Source organism: Acinetobacter sp. V115_6 (assembly GCF_031799025.1).
GTDB classification, from domain to species: Bacteria; Pseudomonadota; Gammaproteobacteria; order Pseudomonadales; family Moraxellaceae; genus Acinetobacter; species Acinetobacter pittii.
On the sequence record NZ_JAVQNO010000021.1, the window covers coordinates 214,488 to 230,806 of the forward strand.

General features: G+C 39.9%; 19 protein-coding genes. 13 read left to right on the forward strand and 6 right to left on the reverse strand.

Going from position 1 to position 16,319, the window contains the following annotated elements; all coding sequences use genetic code 11:
* The first annotated feature begins 47 nt into the window (after window positions 1–47).
* The 8 genes from ureA to RMA94_RS09430 all read left to right on the forward strand — a co-directional run bounded on the left by ureA (window position 48) and on the right by RMA94_RS09430 (window position 5,265).
* Complete coding sequence (ureA, locus tag RMA94_RS09395) at window positions 48–350, forward strand: urease subunit gamma (protein ID WP_002117495.1); 303 nt, start codon at window positions 48–50, stop codon at window positions 348–350.
* A gap of 11 nt (window positions 351–361) precedes the next feature.
* Complete coding sequence (locus tag RMA94_RS09400) at window positions 362–682, forward strand: urease subunit beta (RefSeq protein ID WP_005802937.1); 321 nt, start codon at window positions 362–364, stop codon at window positions 680–682.
* The gene (locus RMA94_RS09405) at window positions 672–1,130 is read left to right on the forward strand and encodes a GNAT family N-acetyltransferase (protein WP_161281917.1); all 459 of its coding nucleotides are present in this window, start codon (window positions 672–674) and stop codon (window positions 1,128–1,130) included. Before RMA94_RS09400 ends, RMA94_RS09405 begins: the two co-directional genes overlap by 11 nt.
* 12 nt (window positions 1,131–1,142) lie before the next feature.
* Complete coding sequence (ureC, locus tag RMA94_RS09410; protein ID WP_311082669.1) at window positions 1,143–2,843, forward strand: urease subunit alpha; 1,701 nt, start codon at window positions 1,143–1,145, stop codon at window positions 2,841–2,843.
* Window positions 2,844–2,913: 70 nt separating this feature from the next.
* Entirely contained in the window at window positions 2,914–3,396 is a 483-nt protein-coding gene (gene ureE, locus RMA94_RS09415) for an urease accessory protein UreE (protein WP_014206085.1), read from the forward strand.
* Window positions 3,383–4,048 carry an urease accessory protein UreF gene (locus RMA94_RS09420; protein WP_063098329.1) on the forward strand — a complete coding sequence of 222 codons (666 nt, stop codon included), beginning with the start codon at window positions 3,383–3,385 and terminating at the stop codon, window positions 4,046–4,048. Before ureE ends, RMA94_RS09420 begins: the two co-directional genes overlap by 14 nt.
* A gap of 23 nt (window positions 4,049–4,071) precedes the next feature.
* Entirely contained in the window at window positions 4,072–4,686 is a 615-nt protein-coding gene (gene ureG / locus RMA94_RS09425; RefSeq protein ID WP_002117800.1) for an urease accessory protein UreG, read from the forward strand.
* A 9-nt stretch (window positions 4,687–4,695) separates the two neighbouring features.
* On the forward strand, window positions 4,696–5,265 hold the full coding sequence (locus RMA94_RS09430) for a HupE/UreJ family protein (RefSeq protein WP_311082671.1): 570 nt from the start codon (window positions 4,696–4,698) through the stop codon (window positions 5,263–5,265).
* 42 nt (window positions 5,266–5,307) lie between these two features.
* Here RMA94_RS09430 and rsmD read toward each other — a convergent pair whose 3' ends face one another.
* Window positions 5,308–5,859 (reverse strand): 16S rRNA (guanine(966)-N(2))-methyltransferase RsmD, encoded by a 552-nt coding sequence (gene rsmD / locus RMA94_RS09435; RefSeq protein ID WP_262441900.1) that lies wholly within the window; start codon window positions 5,857–5,859, stop codon window positions 5,308–5,310.
* Window positions 5,859–7,877: a penicillin-binding protein 2 gene (gene mrdA / locus RMA94_RS09440; protein WP_262441899.1), complete on the reverse strand. Its 2,019-nt coding sequence runs from the start codon at window positions 7,875–7,877 to the stop codon at window positions 5,859–5,861. The genes rsmD and mrdA overlap by 1 nt, the downstream gene beginning before the upstream one ends.
* A 235-nt stretch (window positions 7,878–8,112) precedes the next feature.
* Here mrdA and RMA94_RS09445 point away from each other — a divergent pair, with 235 nt between their 5' ends.
* The 4 genes from RMA94_RS09445 to RMA94_RS09460 all read left to right on the forward strand — a co-directional run bounded on the left by RMA94_RS09445 (window position 8,113) and on the right by RMA94_RS09460 (window position 10,955).
* Window positions 8,113–8,631: a hypothetical protein gene (locus tag RMA94_RS09445; RefSeq protein ID WP_171430178.1), complete on the forward strand. Its 519-nt coding sequence runs from the start codon at window positions 8,113–8,115 to the stop codon at window positions 8,629–8,631.
* Window positions 8,632–8,692: 61 nt separating this feature from the next.
* Window positions 8,693–10,006, forward strand: coding sequence for a membrane protein (locus RMA94_RS09450; protein ID WP_005070566.1), 1,314 nt, complete (start codon window positions 8,693–8,695; stop codon window positions 10,004–10,006).
* 86 nt (window positions 10,007–10,092) lie between these two features.
* Window positions 10,093–10,746 carry an adenylate kinase gene (adk, locus tag RMA94_RS09455; RefSeq protein WP_002117671.1) on the forward strand — a complete coding sequence of 218 codons (654 nt, stop codon included), beginning with the start codon at window positions 10,093–10,095 and terminating at the stop codon, window positions 10,744–10,746.
* Between the two features lie 71 nt (window positions 10,747–10,817).
* Window positions 10,818–10,955, forward strand: a complete 138-nt coding sequence (locus tag RMA94_RS09460) for a hypothetical protein (protein ID WP_002117672.1) — start codon at window positions 10,818–10,820, stop codon at window positions 10,953–10,955.
* 37 nt (window positions 10,956–10,992) lie between these two features.
* Here RMA94_RS09460 and nth read toward each other — a convergent pair whose 3' ends face one another.
* Complete coding sequence (gene nth / locus RMA94_RS09465) at window positions 10,993–11,682, reverse strand: endonuclease III (RefSeq protein ID WP_017398664.1); 690 nt, start codon at window positions 11,680–11,682, stop codon at window positions 10,993–10,995.
* Entirely contained in the window at window positions 11,683–12,474 is a 792-nt protein-coding gene (locus tag RMA94_RS09470; RefSeq protein ID WP_078220363.1) for an RnfABCDGE type electron transport complex subunit B, read from the reverse strand.
* 273 nt (window positions 12,475–12,747) lie between these two features.
* Here RMA94_RS09470 and gdhA point away from each other — a divergent pair, with 273 nt between their 5' ends.
* A complete protein-coding gene (gdhA, locus tag RMA94_RS09475) occupies window positions 12,748–14,151 on the forward strand; it encodes an NADP-specific glutamate dehydrogenase (RefSeq protein WP_311082674.1) in 1,404 nt (467 codons plus the stop codon).
* Window positions 14,152–14,204: 53 nt separating this feature from the next.
* On the opposite strand, the gene RMA94_RS09480 is transcribed toward gdhA, so the two are convergent.
* Both RMA94_RS09480 and RMA94_RS09485 read right to left on the reverse strand, forming a co-directional pair.
* Window positions 14,205–15,314 carry an META and DUF4377 domain-containing protein gene (locus RMA94_RS09480; RefSeq protein ID WP_311082675.1) on the reverse strand — a complete coding sequence of 370 codons (1,110 nt, stop codon included), beginning with the start codon at window positions 15,312–15,314 and terminating at the stop codon, window positions 14,205–14,207.
* Window positions 15,315–15,482: 168 nt separating this feature from the next.
* Window positions 15,483–16,259 (reverse strand): class III extradiol ring-cleavage dioxygenase, encoded by a 777-nt coding sequence (locus RMA94_RS09485; RefSeq protein ID WP_032005893.1) that lies wholly within the window; start codon window positions 16,257–16,259, stop codon window positions 15,483–15,485.
* Between the last annotated feature and the right edge of the window lie 60 nt (window positions 16,260–16,319).

A 16,319-nucleotide genomic window follows, 5' to 3' on the forward strand; every position in this document is an offset into this window, starting at 1 on the left:
AGCACGTATTTTGCTTAAAGAAATTAGATGCTATTTAGGAAAGAGATATGGAACTCAATCCAACAGAAAAAGATAAATTACTTATTTTTACCGCAGGGCTAGTCGCTGAGCGCCGTAAAGCTCGCGGCTTAAAGCTAAATTATCCGGAAGCTATCGCTTTTATTTCTGCTGCTTTGCTTGAAGGAGCGCGGGACGGTATGACGGTGAGTGACTTGATGCATTACGGAACAACTTTATTAAAGCGCGAAGATGTGATGGATGGTGTGCCAGAAATGATTGCTGAGGTTCAGGTCGAAGCAACTTTTCCTGATGGCTCGAAATTAGTCACTGTCCATCAGCCAATCGTATAAAAGGAGCGTTTATGATCCCCGGTGAAATCATTACTCCAGATGCAGACATTGAGCTGAATGTTGGGCGACAAACTTTAAAAATTGTAGTTGCTAATATTGGCGATCGGCCTATTCAGGTAGGTTCCCATTTTCATTTTTATGAAGCAAATGATGCATTACAGTTTGATCGTGAAACAGCGAAAGGCTTTCGATTAAATATCGCGGCAGGCACGGCAATACGTTTTGAACCGGGACAAAGTCGGGAAGTGGAGCTCGTTGCTTTAGCAGGTAAGCGAGAAGTATATGGTTTTGCAGGCCGCGTCATGGGGCGTTTGGATGAAAATGTTGATTAGAAAAGCAATGAAAGATGACACAGATACTATCGTTGCCATAATCGCTCCATATGTAGATCAAGTGATTGCAAATGAAGAAGGGCGCTCACGCTTTAAACCAGAAGTCATACAAACAATTTTTGATCGAGAAGATATTCATTATTTTGTTGGAGAGATTGATCAACAGATCGTGGGTATAGTCGCTTATATGGAACCCTCACATTTAATGCATTTTTTTATTAAAAAAACACATTTGAAACTAGGTCTAGGGCGACAGCTTTGGGATTTCATAGAAGAAAAAATTAAAAATGAAAATATAGACGTTGAGAAAATTACGGTAAATTCAAGTTTTTATGCTCAAGATGTCTATGAAAAATTTGGTTTTATTGTAAGTGGTGATGCTGCTGAAAAATGGGGAATCCGGTTTATCCCGATGATAAAATATTATGCTTTGCCATCAGAAAAATAAGGAACTAATCATATGAAAATGTCACGTCGTGCATATGCTGAAATGTTTGGTCCAACGGTTGGTGATCGTATTCGCTTGGCTGATACAGAGCTTTTTATTGAGGTTGAGCAAGATCTAACGACTTATGGTGAAGAAGTTAAGTTTGGCGGTGGCAAAGTTATTCGTGATGGAATGGGGCAATCTCAACTTTTAGCTGATGAAGTTGCCGACACTGTCATTACTAATGCCTTGATTGTGGATTGGTGGGGGATTGTAAAAGCTGATGTTGGCTTAAAAAATGGTCGAATTTGGAAAATAGGGAAAGCAGGAAATCCTGATATTCAACCTGACATTACCATTCCTTTAGGTGCTGCAACAGAAGTGATTGCGGGTGAAGGGCAAATTTTAACGGCAGGTGGTATTGATACTCACATTCACTGGATTTGCCCACAGCAAGTTGAAACTGCACTTATGTCGGGTACAACAACAATGGTGGGTGGCGGAACAGGACCTGCGGCAGGTACTTCGGCAACGACAGTGACTCCGGGGCCTTGGCACATTGCTACCATGTTGCAGGCGATTGATGATTTGCCTATGAACATTGGACTGTTAGGCAAAGGTAATTTGAGTTTGCCAGACCCAATTCGTGAGCAAATTAAAGCTGGAGTAATTGGGTTAAAACTACATGAAGACTGGGGCTCAACACCGGCAGCCATTGATAACTGTTTGAGTGTGGCAGATGAGTTTGATGTGCAGGTTGCAATTCATACAGATACTTTAAATGAAGGTGGTTTTTTAGAAGAGACTCTGGCTGCATTTAAAGATCGTACGATTCATACGTATCATACCGAAGGTGCGGGTGGTGGACATGCACCTGACATTTTAAAGGCAATTGGACAAAGTAATGTGTTGCCATCTTCAACTAATCCAACGCGACCTTATACCATCAATACTATTGATGAGCATTTAGATATGCTCATGGTTTGCCATCACTTAGACCCGGCAATTGCTGAAGATATCGCTTTTGCTGAAAGTCGTATTCGCCGTGAAACCATTGCCGCTGAAGATATTCTGCAAGACTTAGGGGCAATTGCCATGATGTCGTCTGACTCTCAGGCGATGGGTCGTGTCGGTGAAGTGATTTTACGTACTTGGCAAACTGCTCATAAAATGAAAATTCAACGTGGCTCGCTTGAGGGTGATAATGAGTTTCATGATAACAATCGCGTTAAACGCTACATTGCCAAATATACAATTAACCCAGCCATTACCCATGGTTTAAGTCATGAAATCGGTTCGGTTGAAGTTGGAAAACTTGCTGATTTAGTGTTATGGAAGCCTGCTTTTTTTGGTGTAAAACCTTCCATGATTATTAAAGGTGGCATGATTGCAGCGGCACCGATGGGTGATATCAATGCTTCAATTCCAACCCCACAACCCGTGCACTACCGTCCAATGTTTGGTGCCTATCCGCGTGGTGTACATAACACCTGTATTACCTTTTTATCTCAAGTGGCAATTGATGAAAAAGTTGCTGAGAAGCTAAATCTTAAAAAGCTAATTAGTCCATGTAAAAACACGCGTGCAATTACTAAAGCCGATATGAAGCACAACACATATTGTCCAGTTATGCATGTTCATCCTGAAACTTATGAGGTGCGGGCTGATGGCGAATTATTAACGTGTGAACCTGCTGACGTGTTACCAATGGCTCAGCGATATTTCTTATTTTGATGAATTTTATAGAGGTGATTTGCCTCATTACTTTAGATATGAAAGAAATAAATAAGGAGAGAGAAGCTAAATGAAAATTTACACCCAACGACTTGAAGATATTTCTCCTGATCAGGCATTTGAAACGGTTGAACTGACTTTTGATACCCGCCAAAAATCCCGCTTTCGAGCGGCTTTAGCGAGTGGCGTCGATATTGGTGCAGATTTACCGCGTACTGGCATTTTGCGTAGTGGCTCATATATTGCAACGCAAGAGGGTGATGTATTACGTGTCGATGCCAAGCCTGAGCGATTAATGCAAGTCACTGCTCAAACCGATTTTGATTTGCTTAAAGCTGCCTATCACTTAGGTAATAGACATGTACCATTAATGTTGACCCCTACAGCTTTGTATTTTGAGCCTGATCATGTGCTTGCAGAAATGGTGGAAGGGTTAGGGCTTACAGTTTCAGAAACTGATCATCCGTTTGAACCTGAAAGTGGTGCTTATGCGCAGCATAGTCATGATCATCGTTTAAGCCCAATCAAAGCTTTACATCATGTCCATTCATAGTGCCGCGCAATTACTGCAACTGCTGACACTGTCTTCTACAGCATTGCCAGTTGGGGCGTATTGTTATTCACAAGGTGTGGAAACGGCGATTGATATTGGTCTAATACATGACGAAACCTCGGCAATTGCTTACTTTGAAGAAGTACTTGAGATGTTGTTGGTGAGGTTTGAGTTGCCCGTATTAAAGCGTCTCATGCAGCATCATGATGACTCAGAACAGTTTCTGGTATGGGCAAATTTGTATAAGGCCAGCAGAGAAAGTAAAGAACTCTTGGCAGAATCTCAACAGCTGGCATTTTCTTTAAATGCGTGGATTAAAGATGTTTTAAAAAAAACAGTTGAGGTTAAAAAGCAGTTTGGTTTCGTACCAGTCTATGCACAGCTTTGTGGCCGACTCGAACTCAACGACATGGATGTACTTACGGCTTATACCTTCACTGTTTTAGAAAATCAGGTTTTAGCAGCAGTAAAAACTGTTCCTTTAGGACAAATGGCTGGGCAAAGAATTTTATGGCACTTGCATGGTTTAGTACCACAAGCGGTAGAGAAAGCTTTGAAGCTTAATGACGAGCAATTGAGCAGCGCTTTACCTCGTTATGCCATGCTGAGCATGAAACACGAAACACAATATTCACGGTTATTCAGATCTTAAGTTTAGGAAAAAGGATAAAAATCATGACAGAACGTAGTCCATTACGAGTTGGAATTGGCGGACCAGTGGGTTCGGGTAAAACAGCGCTTACACTTAATTTATGTTTAGCCTTGCGTAATAAATACAATATGGCTGTGGTGACAAATGATATTTACACCAAAGAAGATTCAAACTTCTTAACGCGTAATGAAGCGATGTCGCCAGATCGTATTGTGGGTGTTGAAACAGGTGGTTGTCCGCATACAGCTATTCGTGAAGATGCTTCAATTAACTTGGCTGCAATTGATGATTTGTGTGAAAAATTTGAAGGCTTAGAACTCATTATTATCGAAAGTGGTGGTGATAATTTAGCTGCAACATTTAGCCCTGAACTTTCTGATTTAACTCTATATGTGATTGATGTGGCAGGCGGTGAAAAGATTCCTCGTAAAGGTGGGCCGGGCATTACTAAGTCAGATTTACTCATTATTAATAAAACTGACCTTGCGCCAATGGTAGGTGCAAATCTTGATGTCATGGATCAAGATGCGAAACGCATGCGTGGAGAAAAACCATTTTTATTTTCAAACATGAAAACACAAGATGGGCTTGAAGAAATTATCCAGTTTATTGAGAAACAAGGGCTGTTTAAAGCTTAAGGAGAGATTATGGACTTCATGAAAAAATGGAGTATAGCGCTCCTTTCATTATTGCCAGCACTTGCAATGGCTCATCCGGGACATGAGCATGCACATTCTGGTTTTATGACAGGTTTTATTCATCCGTTTACCGGTCTAGATCATTTAGTCATGGCTTTAGGTTTTGGTGTCTTGTTATGGTCAGCAGCTAAACAGTGGAAAATTGCTGGGATTATTGCCTTGAGTATTACCTTAATTATAGGCTTTTTAATAGGTGCTCAAGGTTTGGTGCCAGTTAATATGGCTGAATACGGCATTGTTGCTTCTTTAGTTATTACGGCAATTGCCCTATGGACAAAATCCAATAAAGTTTTACCAATTGCCGCGGCATTACTTGCAAGCTTCCATGGCATGGCTCATGGTGTTGAGTTAGCACATGCAGGCCATATTGTTGCATTAGTAACTGGTATGGTTGCTGGTATGGCGCTCATCTATTTTGGTGGATTAGTGTTGGGTGCTGTGCTTACCCGATATGTGCCATATGGCAAAAAAATTGTTGGCGCCTGTGCAGCAGTTGTTGCAGTCATTGGCTTAAGCTAACTAAAAATTTGCAAAGAAAAAGGTAGCTTTAAGCTACCTTTTTTATTCGCTTACTTTTTGGTAAAGCCCTGCGTGAACTGTACCAGCTTTAGTGGTTTTAACTTGTTGCCATGTGGCTGGAAGATGAAGCTGAGATAAATCTCGGTCAGCTTCAACATAAATATATCCATTTTTTTTAATATGAGGCTCGGCCAAGTTCGAGAGTTCATGCCATAAATCAAGACTATAAGGTGGATCTAAAAAAACCACATCGAACTGTTCTTTTAAGCGGGGGAGAGCTTGTTGAGCCGTTGCGTTAATTAGATGACAATTTTTGGCTTTTAATAGTTCAATATTATCTTTTAAAAATCGTGCCTGAGTCTTATCTGGCTCAATCATATAAACAGATGCAGCACCACGTGACAGAGCCTCAAAACCTAATGCACCAGAACCTGTACAGATGTCGAGAACTTGAGCATTTTGAATATCCCACATGAGCCAGTTAAATAGAGTTTCGCGTACTCTATCTGGGGTTGGACGTAGACCTTCAATGCTAGCAAAGGGAAGTAGTCGTCTTTTCCATTCGCCACCAATTATACGTAATTGATTTTTCATTATTCATCTGCCTCATTGGTAGCAGGGCGAGCAGGAGCAGCCTGTGGTGTTGATGCTGCTGGTTTGTTGGTGGTAGCTATAGCCGCTGCTGGGCCAGAACTTTCACCTCCGCTTGGAAGTTCACCTGGTTTAATCCCTGCTGTCATTAGCCCGCCATTGACTTGATGATTTGCGGGACGAATCGGGTTTTTCTTACGAGTTAATAACCAGTAATCGAACACAGGTCTTGCAAGTTGAGCAGCAGAACCACCATGACGACCATTTTCCCAAATGACTGCAATCGCAATTTCAGGTTTGTCAGCAGGGGCAAATCCAACGAATAAACCATGGTCAAGTTGACGCTCAGTCAAGGCTGCTTCGTTATAGCGTTTACCCTGTGCAATACTCTTAACCTGTGCTGTACCTGTTTTCCCTGCAATTTGGTAGAGGGGAGTGCGAATACCCCGACCGGTACCTGATTGAATTACATCAATCATGGCATCACGCATTTGAATCCAGTCTTCATCTGTTCCGTTAAAGTTGATTTTGCCATCAGGTGCATTACGTACCGTAAATGGTTTTGCACCATGCGTTGCGCGTAAAACATGAGGCGTTACATGAGAACCATGATTCGCAGTAATTGCTGTTGCCATTGCAAGCTGTAATGGCGTGGCTGTAAACGCGCCTTGACCAATACTGACAGAAATAGTTTCGCCCTTCATCCATTTCGTTTTACGCGTACGCATTTTCCATTCAGGACTTGGATAAAGGCCTTCACTTTCACTTGGTAAATCGACCCCTGTTTTTTGACCAAATCCAAATTGACGCATCCATTGGTTCATTTGATCAATGCCCATTTGATGGGCAAGAATATAAAAATAGGTATCACAGGATTGCACAATGGCTTTATGCATATTCACGACGCCATGACCAGATTTTTTCCAGTCACGGAATTTATGTGAGTCACCAGGTAGATGGAAATAACCAGGGTCAGAAATTGCTGTTGACCAGTCTACAATACTGTAGTGTAAACCACCCATTGCTTCCATTGGCTTGATGGTAGAACCGGGTGGATATACACCTTGCACAGCGCGGTTATAGAGTGGTTGATCTAAATTGTCACGTAGTGAACTGTAGTCAGTATGACTAATGCCAGTCACAAACAAATTAGGGTTAAAACTTGGGCTAGACACTAACGCTAGAATTTCACCCGTACGAGGATCAATGGCGACAATAGCTCCACGACGACCTGCAAGCTGTTGAGAAGCGATAACTTGTAAACCATAATCTAAAGATAAATAGAGGTCATTACCGCGAGTAGGGTCTTTGCGGCCTAAATGACGTAATACATTGCTATGCGCATCTGCTTCAACAGATTCATAACCCGGTGTTCCGTGCAATAGGTCTTCATAGCTTTTCTCAACGCCAATTTTTCCAATTAGGTTGGTCCCAGCATATAAGTCTTTATCAATACTTTTTAATTCTTTGTCGTTAATACGGCCAACATAGCCAATCACATGGGCAAATAACTCACCGTGTGGATAATAACGAGTCATTTGTGTCTCGATTCTTACACCCGGAAACTTATATTTGGCTTCACTAAATTTAGCAATATTGGCTTCAGTTAGATTAAGTTTAATCGCGACGCGTTCAGTTTTACGGGCAGTTTTTATACGGCTTTTAAAACGGTCAATATCTTCTTGTGTTAAATCTAAAATAGGCTGTAATTGCTCAATGACACTATCAACATCTTCTACATCTGTTTTACTTAAAGTTGCTGTAAAAACAGGATAGTTATCTGCTAGTAATACACCGTTTCGGTCATAGATATAACCACGAGCAGGTGGAAGTGGTTGTAAGCGAATTCGGTTTTTGTCAGATGCAGTCGAGAATTCGTCGTAGTGAAAAATTTGCAGGTAAGCGTATCGGCTAATTAAGACTAATAAGCAGATGGTCACGATCCCTACGGCAAAAAAGATACGACCTCGATAAATGCGCTTTTCTTGCTGGATATCTTTTAAAGGAAAGTGCTGTTTCATAAGGATCGACTTAATGACATAGGGTAGAAAAATAGCTGCTTATTCTAACGCAAGAGCACTTAAAATATTGCATAATTTTCAAAGTTTCATTGCATTTTAATAAGATACTTTTTGACTTTGCAGACAACAAAATTGTAGATACTTGTATATAAGAAGCAAAATAATTCTGTTAAAGTCTCTCATTCAATAGAATAGGGTTGTTCTCACCATACGATTAGGGAAAATGGAGAAAATAATGAGAAAAATTTATCCCTTACTTGCAGTTTTGACAGTAAGTAGTTGGGCCCATGCTCAAGACTACTCGTTTCTTCCGGAGGCAAAATTAGTAGGACATAATGCATCTACTTGGAATGTGGGTGCAGGCGTTACTCAAAAATTATTACATCTTAACGGTGAGTGGGTAAATCCGTATGGTATTGCCTATGCGAAAGCCGGCGCATTTTTGAATGGTGACAAAACCGCTGGTGGTCAAGTTGGCTTCCGATATCCTTATTATCTTACTGGCACAGACAAAAATGGTTACTATATTGGTTTCTATGCTGGTCATCTTGATAGTAAAGAGGTTGATGGTGATTTTAAATCCCGTTTAGGTGCGGGTGTTGATTTGGCCTATGTGTGGTTAAATTCAGAAAGAATTAGCACTTTTAGTGTGGGTATCGGTGCGGCTGAAAAATTAACTGACCAGAACGGAAATGTTGCTGCAGATACTAAACCACAAATTCAATTTTCTTATTCTCTAAGTTTTGGTTTATAAAACAAAGCAGTTTATCGTTAACTCGCCATAAGCAGAGCACAAATAAATACGAGAGTCTTACATGTTAGAGTACGTCAGTGGATTGTGGCAGACCTTTTTACACAGACCTGATTTTTGGGCCGTTTTGAGTATTATTCCCGTAACGGCTTTTGTCACATGGGCACATGTGTGGATGGCTTTAAAAATGGTATTTTACCCAATTAAATTTTGGGGATTCCATTTAGGACCATTGCCGGTAGGTTGGCAAGGTATCGTGCCACGTAAAGCAGGACGTATCTCTGGGATTATTACCGATAACACTTTATCTAAATTAGGTTCATTGCGTGAATTTTTAGAAGCAATGGATCCTGAAGATATGGCGCGTATTATTGGTGAACAAGTCGGTTTTGAACTTGAACATCTTATTGATGAAGTCATGATCGATCGTAATGCCGTACTTTGGGAAAATCTACCTTATTCAATTAAACGCCGTATTTATGCTCAAGCACATAAGCAATTGCCAGGTGTGTTAAAAGAATTGGTGACTGAGCTGACCATGAATGTAGAGTCACTGGTTAACATGCGTGAAATGGTCGTGAGCCAGATGGAAGGTGATCGCCGTTTAATGGTACGTATGTTCTTAAAGGTTGGTCAAAAAGAAATTAACTTTATTTGGCATATTAGTGCACTGATTGGGATGTTCTTTGGTATTTTCCAAATGGTGGTTTGGTTTGTAGTACCATGGCACTGGACAGTACCATTTTGGGCTGCAATTTGGGGCTTTTTAACTAACTGGATCGCAATCTGGATGGTATTTAACCCAATTGAGCCGCATTATATTCGTTATCCACAGATTTTTAGATTAACAAAAGATCGTAAGTTTCCATGGATTGTACCAGTTCTTCGAATTGGGACCTATAATGTCCAAGGCGCTTTTATGAAGCGTCAAGAGGAAGTCTCTGATGTGTTTTCGAGCGTGGTTACAGAAGATTTGATCACGTTAAAATCGATTATGACCGAAATGATGTACGGGCCGCGTAAAGATAAAACGCGCCGCATTGTTAAGCGTCATATTAACGAAATCATGGAAACCCCGTTAGTTCGCACCTCTTTACAGCTTTCTTTAGGGCCAAGAGAGTATGCAAGATTAAAGACGGACTTGATTGATCGTTCAATTGAAATTACGATGGGACCCGTATGTGACCCAGCACTGAACGCAAGCCGGGCACAGAAGATTTTTCAAATGTTTAAAGAGCGTATTCGTGAACTAACACCAAAAGAATTTCAGAATTTACTACGTCCTGCATTTCAGGAGGATGAGTGGATTCTTATTGTACTAGGTGGGGTAACCGGATTTATTGCTGGTACAATACATTTGTTTGTGGCTTTCTTATAATTCGATGTCAGGCAGGATCTATTGAAGATTAACGAGACTTTTTCTGCCGGACTTCATATTCATTGTTTTAAATGAGGATGTTTTTTATGCGCATTATTTTACTCGGACCACCTGGAGCAGGCAAAGGGACTCAGGCTCAGTTGATCTGTAAGCGCTACAATGTCCCACAAATTTCAACCGGTGATATGCTCCGTGCTGCGATTCGTGAAGGTACTGAATTAGGTCTAAAAGCTAAAAGTGTAATGGAATCTGGTGGTTTGGTTTCAGATGAACTTATTATCGGTTTAGTAAAAGAACGTATTGCTCAACCTGACTGTGCAAATGGCTGCATTTTCGATGGTTTCCCACGTACTATTCCACAAGCTGAAGCTTTGGAAAAAGAAGGGATTAGTATTGATCACGTGATTGAAATTGACGTTCCTGATGAAGAAATCGTAAAACGTCTTTCTGGTCGTCGTCAGCATCCAGCTTCCGGTCGTGTTTATCATACTGTATACAATCCACCTAAAGTGGAAGGTAAAGATGATGAAACTGGTGAAGATCTTGTTCAACGTCCAGATGACCAAGAAGAAACAATCCGTAAGCGTTTAGCGTCTTATCATACTGAAACAGAGCAACTGGTTGGTTTCTACCAAGGCCGTGCTGCTTCTGGTGAAAATGCTCCAACTTATGACAAGCTTGATGGCTTACGTACTATTGAAGATGTACAAAAAGATTTGTTCAACATCTTAGACAAATAATTTAATATTGTTTGTGATAATGAGCCCTCTTTGTGAGGGCTCTTTTCTTTCATTAAGTGCAGGAGAACAATATGAAAATCATATTGATTTTGGTGGTATTGCTGAGTCTGGCACTAGTAATATTTTTGGCTTTTCAAAGCTACAAAATGCTAAGACAGGTTCAAAAACAAGCAAAAGAAGAGCGTAATGAAAAAAAGCGTCTAAAGTAAGTTTGATTGGGTATGATCCCTATACCCAACTATATTTTTAAGCTTCAATATTTTTAATGGCAATTTGCTTTTGTGCGCCAAATTCAAAGCGATCAGGCCAGTTACAGACATCTGCAACAACACATTCTGCACATTTAGGTTTACGGGCGATACAACAATAACGACCGTGTAATATGAGCCAGTGATGTGAATCTAAAATAAATTCTTTAGGAATAACCTTAATTAAGCGGTGCTCAACTTCAAGTACATTTTTTCCTATTGCTAAACCGGTTCGATTACCCACTCGGAAAATATGGGTATCGACAGCCATAGTCGGTTGTCCAAAAGCCGTATTTAAAACTACATTGGCTGTTTTACGTCCGACGCCTGGTAAAGCTTCTAAGTCTTTTCTGTTGCTTGGCACTTCGCCGTTAAATTGTTCCATTAAAATCTTACAGGTCTTAATGACATTTTCGGCTTTTGCGTTATAGAGACCAATTGTCTTGATATATTCCTTTAACCCATCTACGCCCAAGTTATAGATTTTTTCAGCTGTATTCGCCACAGGGTAGAGTTTATCAGTTGCTTTATTAACACTTACGTCGGTCGCTTGAGCTGACAACATAACTGCAATAAGTAGCTCAAATGGAGATGAATATTTTAACTCGGTTTGAGGTGAAGGTCGTTGTTCGCGAAGGCGTTCAAAGAAAATTTGAATCTGCTTTTTCGTCATATTCTTGACGGCCATTCAGACCTCCTGTAATTGCATGAGTTGCTGTTGAAGTTCTTCAAGTTGAAGACGTTTTTTAGCATCTTCACGTACACTGAGTTGTTTTTCCAGTTTCTTAATTTGCGTACGAATTTTCGCTAACTCAATTGTAGTTTTTGCATCAGTTGACACAACTTCTTTGGGTTTCTCGATGAGCTCGATTGAAGGTACTTCATCAAGTGCCTGAGAGAATTGGGCAAACAGTTGGGTATCAATTTCAGCGCGTACTACAGGCCCTTTACGGTGAGTACGACGTTTTTCTTCGCGCTGAATGTGAGCGTAATAACGTTGTCTTAAATCATTTTGTTCAGCGATACGCTGTTGCTCATTTGGTAATACTTGCGTGTCTTCGACCAAATCAATGCAATCTACGGGACATGGTGGAATACATAACTCACAACCTGTACATAAGTCAGTCAAGATGGTATGCATGAGCTTACCACTTCCAATAATAGCATCTACAGGGCAAGCACTAATACATTTGGTGCAACCAATACATTCATCTTCTCGAATAATCGCTTTCATTCGCTGAGGGCGCCCATCGGCCTGTACAGGCCATACGCTAGTTTCAGCGGTTAACACAGAACGATTTAATAGATTTGCGAGTGCATCGGCTACAGGCTGACCACCTGGAACGCATTTATTTGCTTCTTCACCTTCAGCAATCGACTTTGCGTAGGGTAGACATCCATCACGATGTCCACATAAACCACACTGAGTCTGTGGTAATAACGCATCAATCTCGCGTATGAGAGAAATAGATGAATTCATAGTGGGCAAATAGCTTGGTTAAAACGATGCGATAATGAAGAAAAACCTAAGTAAGGTCAATGGATTTTAACGAATTTATTGGCTTTTTGATTGACCTAAAATGTAGCTAATATTGCACAATAATAGATCAATAAAAATGAAAAGATAAATGACTATTTCTTATTTTTTAAGTAGTTTTTCTAAAAATAAGTTTTTGATAATTAAGATAAATAAAATAATTTAAAATAAGTATTGTTAAAATTGATGGAAAGGGATTTAATATTTTGCTGCTAAATGATGCATTTAAAAATGTATTGCACCAATTTAATTCATTACTATGCTGAGGACCGTGCATTGAAATACAACAACCTGAATGAATTCCTGAATTACGTGCAAGCGCGTGATCCGCATCAACCTGAGTTCTTACAAGCTGTCGAAGAAGTTATGACGAGTTTGTGGCCATTTATTGAAAAAAATCCGGAATATGCAGAGCAGGGATTGCTAGAACGTTTGGTTGAACCAGAGCGTGTGATTCAATTCCGTGTTTCATGGATGGATGATCAAGGTCAAACCCAAGTTAACCGAGCTTTTCGCGTTCAATACAATTCAGCAATTGGTCCATTCAAAGGTGGAATGCGTTTCCATCCATCGGTCAATCTATCAATTTTAAAATTTTTAGGTTTTGAGCAAACTTTTAAAAACTCACTGACGACTTTGCCAATGGGTGGTGGGAAAGGTGGTTCAGATTTTGATCCTAAAGGTAAATCTGATGCTGAAATTATGCGATTCTGTCAGTCACTCATGATTGAGCTTTACCGTCATTTAGGACCAAATACGGATATTCCTGCGGGTGATATTGGCGTGGGGGCGCGTGAAGTCGGTTATATGGCAGGCATGATGAAAAAGCTGAGTAACGACACCGCTTGTGTTTTTACTGGTAAGGGAATTTCATTTGGTGGTAGCTTGATGCGCCCTGAAGCAACTGGTTATGGTACGGTTTATTTTGCAGAAGAAATGCTAAAAGCCCGTGGACAATCTTTTGCTGGTAAAACTGTTTCTGTTTCAGGTTCTGGTAACGTCGCACAATATGCAGCGGAAAAAGCGATGTTCTTAGGGGCAAAAGTTGTTACCTTGTCGGACTCAAACGGCACAGTTTATTTAAAAAATGGTTTTACAGATGAGTTACTTGCTGAAGTAATGGAACTGAAAAACGTTAAACGTGGTCGTATTTCCGAGTTTGCTTCTAAACATGGTTTTGAATACTTTGAAGGAAAAACACCTTGGCATATTCCTGTTGATATTGCTTTGCCATGTGCTACACAAAATGAATTAACAGGTGAAGACGCTAAAACACTTATTTCTAACGGTGTAATTTGTGTAGCTGAAGGCGCTAATATGCCATCTACACTTGAAGCAGTTGAACATTTTATTGAAGCTAAAATTTTGTATGCGCCAGGTAAGGCATCTAATGCGGGTGGTGTGGCAACTTCTGGTTTAGAAATGTCTCAAAATGCAATTCGTTTAGGCTGGACCCATGCTGAGGTCGATGAACGTTTACATGCAATTATGAAAGACATTCATGCCAACTGTGTAAGATACGGTACTAAAGAAGACGGTAGTGTGAACTATGTAGACGGTGCCAATATTGCAGGTTTTGTAAAAGTTGCTGATGCAATGCTTGCTCAAGGTATTTTCTAAGATAGAAATAAAAAATCCGATGCATAAGCATCGGATTTTTTTAGTCTAAAAAATTATTTTTTAGGTTTTTTAACTAACTCTTGTTCTACAACCATATCTAATACATCTGCTTGACTAGATTGGTCTGCAGCTGGGTTTTTCACTTCAAAACGTTTTACACGCAAAATTACGCGTTGGTCTGGTTTATGTTCAAACCCTTCGATTTGACCGTAATATAATGACCAGTTTTTGTCAGCGTAAGTTTTAACACCTTTGTCATCATATTTAATTTCACGAACTTGCATACAAGTTTGTGGCGCAACACCAGTACAAGATTTAGTTTCTGGAGCTACTTCAAGGAAAACTGTTTTTCCTTCAGATTGATATTTTGCTTCAGGTGTCATTTTACCAGTGAAAGTATATTTCTGGCCTTGAGCATCAGATACTGTCAATGTTGGTTGATCAACATTTGTAGTATTGATTTCAAATGGAATTGCACGTTTTTGGAAGAGGCTGCTAGAGAACTGTTCCTGTTTCATTAAAGCAGGTTCACACGCCATCATTGTCGACATTACGTCAGCTGTTACAATCGTATTATTTTCAACTTTCCAAGTTGTTCCTTGGCGGTTACAACCTGTTGCGATAGATAAACGATCATTTGTAAAGTTAAGAACGATTGGTTTTTTAGTATTTTCAGGCTGATATGACCAAGAGTAATCTGTTAAAGCTTGAGTATTAACTGCTTTTTGACCTTGGAAAATGTGTTTTTGACCAGTTTTATCTGTCACCGTTAAAATCACCTGACCATTAGTGTTGCTAATTTCAATTGGTAATTTTGCTTCATTAAAGATGCTAGTAGAAATTTGTTCTTGTTTCATTAAATCATCTTGGCAAGCCATCATCGTTGAAACAAGATTAGAAGTAACGAGTTGGTTGCCTTCAACTTTCCAAGTACCGCCTTGGCCATTACAGCCCGTATTAATGGCTAATTTACCATCTGCATTAAAGTTAAGAATAAGTGGTTTAGAAGCTTTTACATTTTGATAAGTCCATGCATATTCACCTAAAGTGGTTGCAAGGTTTTGTTGTTGCTCAGAAACAATTGGAGCAGGAGTATTAGTAACTGTTTGACACGCCATCAAAGAAAAAGGTAATAACGCAAGAATTAAATATTTAATTTTCATTTAAAAACTTCAAGTAAAAAAACAACAGTAATAAGCTTAAAACATTCTTAAAAAAAGAAAATGTAAACATTTGATTGTTTCGGTTTTTAAAATGTATAAGTTTGTAAATTATTCTAATTTTCAACAAAAATAATGGTATACCCCGCAAAACGGGGTATTTCTTAATAATTAATCAAAACGATAGATGTCCATTCCTAATGAGCCCATTGTGAAGCTACTATGAACAATCGTAAAGCGATTGCCTGTACCCATAGCAAAAAACAAAGGTGCAAAATGTTCAAGCGTAGGGTGGTTGCGTTTCACAAACGGCAGTGATTGCCAGTCTAAAACTCCATCATAATCTTGATGGGAAAGCTTATTAACGACAGTATTTCTAAAAGTTGAAGCCCATTCAGGAACTTTAGAGTTGTCTCCTTGCCAAGATAACTCTGCAAGATTATGAGTAATACTTCCTGAACCAATGAGTAAGATTTGTTTATCACGTAAAGGGGTAAGCGTTTGTCCTATACGATAAATTTCTTGTGCACTTAAATTTGATGGCAAAGAAATTTCGACTACAGGAATGTCTGCATCTGGGTACATATGCAATAAAGGCATCCATACGCCATGATCACGAGGACGGGTACTATTGGCATGTGCAACAAAGTGAGCATCGGCCAATAATTTTAAGATTTCTTCTGCTAATGCTGGTTCGCCAGGCGCACTGTAGCGAATTTCATATAACTCTTTAGGAAATCCACGGAAGTCATGCCATGTTTCAGGACGAGTCGAAATGCTCACTTCAAGTGCTTTACTTTCCCAGTGCGCAGACATCACAATGATTGCCTTAGGTATAGGAAGATTTGTGCCTAAACGGTGTAGAGCAGGTCCCACTTGTTCTGGATCAAGTGCAAGCATGGGCGAGCCATGGGAAATAAACAGTCCAGGAAGGGTTTGTAGTTCCATTTCATTACACCTGAGTTGAAAAGCAGAATAATAGTCATTATGCCAAAATCAGGACATGTT

Excerpts from the sequence above, each read along its gene's own strand:
- ureA (WP_002117495.1), top strand. The coding sequence starts at position 48 with ATGGAACTCAATCCAACAGAAAAAGATAAATTACTTATTTTTACCGCA.
- RMA94_RS09400 (WP_005802937.1), top strand. The coding sequence starts at position 362 with ATGATCCCCGGTGAAATCATTACTCCAGATGCAGACATTGAGCTGAAT.
- RMA94_RS09405 (WP_161281917.1), top strand. The coding sequence starts at position 672 with ATGTTGATTAGAAAAGCAATGAAAGATGACACAGATACTATCGTTGCC.
- ureC (WP_311082669.1), top strand. The coding sequence starts at position 1,143 with ATGAAAATGTCACGTCGTGCATATGCTGAAATGTTTGGTCCAACGGTT.
- ureE (WP_014206085.1), top strand. The coding sequence starts at position 2,914 with ATGAAAATTTACACCCAACGACTTGAAGATATTTCTCCTGATCAGGCA.
- RMA94_RS09420 (WP_063098329.1), top strand. The coding sequence starts at position 3,383 with ATGTCCATTCATAGTGCCGCGCAATTACTGCAACTGCTGACACTGTCT.
- ureG (WP_002117800.1), top strand. The coding sequence starts at position 4,072 with ATGACAGAACGTAGTCCATTACGAGTTGGAATTGGCGGACCAGTGGGT.
- RMA94_RS09430 (WP_311082671.1), top strand. The coding sequence starts at position 4,696 with ATGGACTTCATGAAAAAATGGAGTATAGCGCTCCTTTCATTATTGCCA.
- rsmD (WP_262441900.1), bottom strand. The coding sequence starts at position 5,859 with ATGAAAAATCAATTACGTATAATTGGTGGCGAATGGAAAAGACGACTA.
- mrdA (WP_262441899.1), bottom strand. The coding sequence starts at position 7,877 with ATGAAACAGCACTTTCCTTTAAAAGATATCCAGCAAGAAAAGCGCATT.
- RMA94_RS09445 (WP_171430178.1), top strand. The coding sequence starts at position 8,113 with ATGAGAAAAATTTATCCCTTACTTGCAGTTTTGACAGTAAGTAGTTGG.
- RMA94_RS09450 (WP_005070566.1), top strand. The coding sequence starts at position 8,693 with ATGTTAGAGTACGTCAGTGGATTGTGGCAGACCTTTTTACACAGACCT.
- adk (WP_002117671.1), top strand. The coding sequence starts at position 10,093 with ATGCGCATTATTTTACTCGGACCACCTGGAGCAGGCAAAGGGACTCAG.
- RMA94_RS09460 (WP_002117672.1), top strand. The coding sequence starts at position 10,818 with ATGAAAATCATATTGATTTTGGTGGTATTGCTGAGTCTGGCACTAGTA.
- nth (WP_017398664.1), bottom strand. The coding sequence starts at position 11,682 with ATGGCCGTCAAGAATATGACGAAAAAGCAGATTCAAATTTTCTTTGAA.
- RMA94_RS09470 (WP_078220363.1), bottom strand. The coding sequence starts at position 12,474 with ATGAATTCATCTATTTCTCTCATACGCGAGATTGATGCGTTATTACCA.
- gdhA (WP_311082674.1), top strand. The coding sequence starts at position 12,748 with ATGATGCATTTAAAAATGTATTGCACCAATTTAATTCATTACTATGCT.
- RMA94_RS09480 (WP_311082675.1), bottom strand. The coding sequence starts at position 15,314 with ATGAAAATTAAATATTTAATTCTTGCGTTATTACCTTTTTCTTTGATG.
- RMA94_RS09485 (WP_032005893.1), bottom strand. The coding sequence starts at position 16,259 with ATGGAACTACAAACCCTTCCTGGACTGTTTATTTCCCATGGCTCGCCC.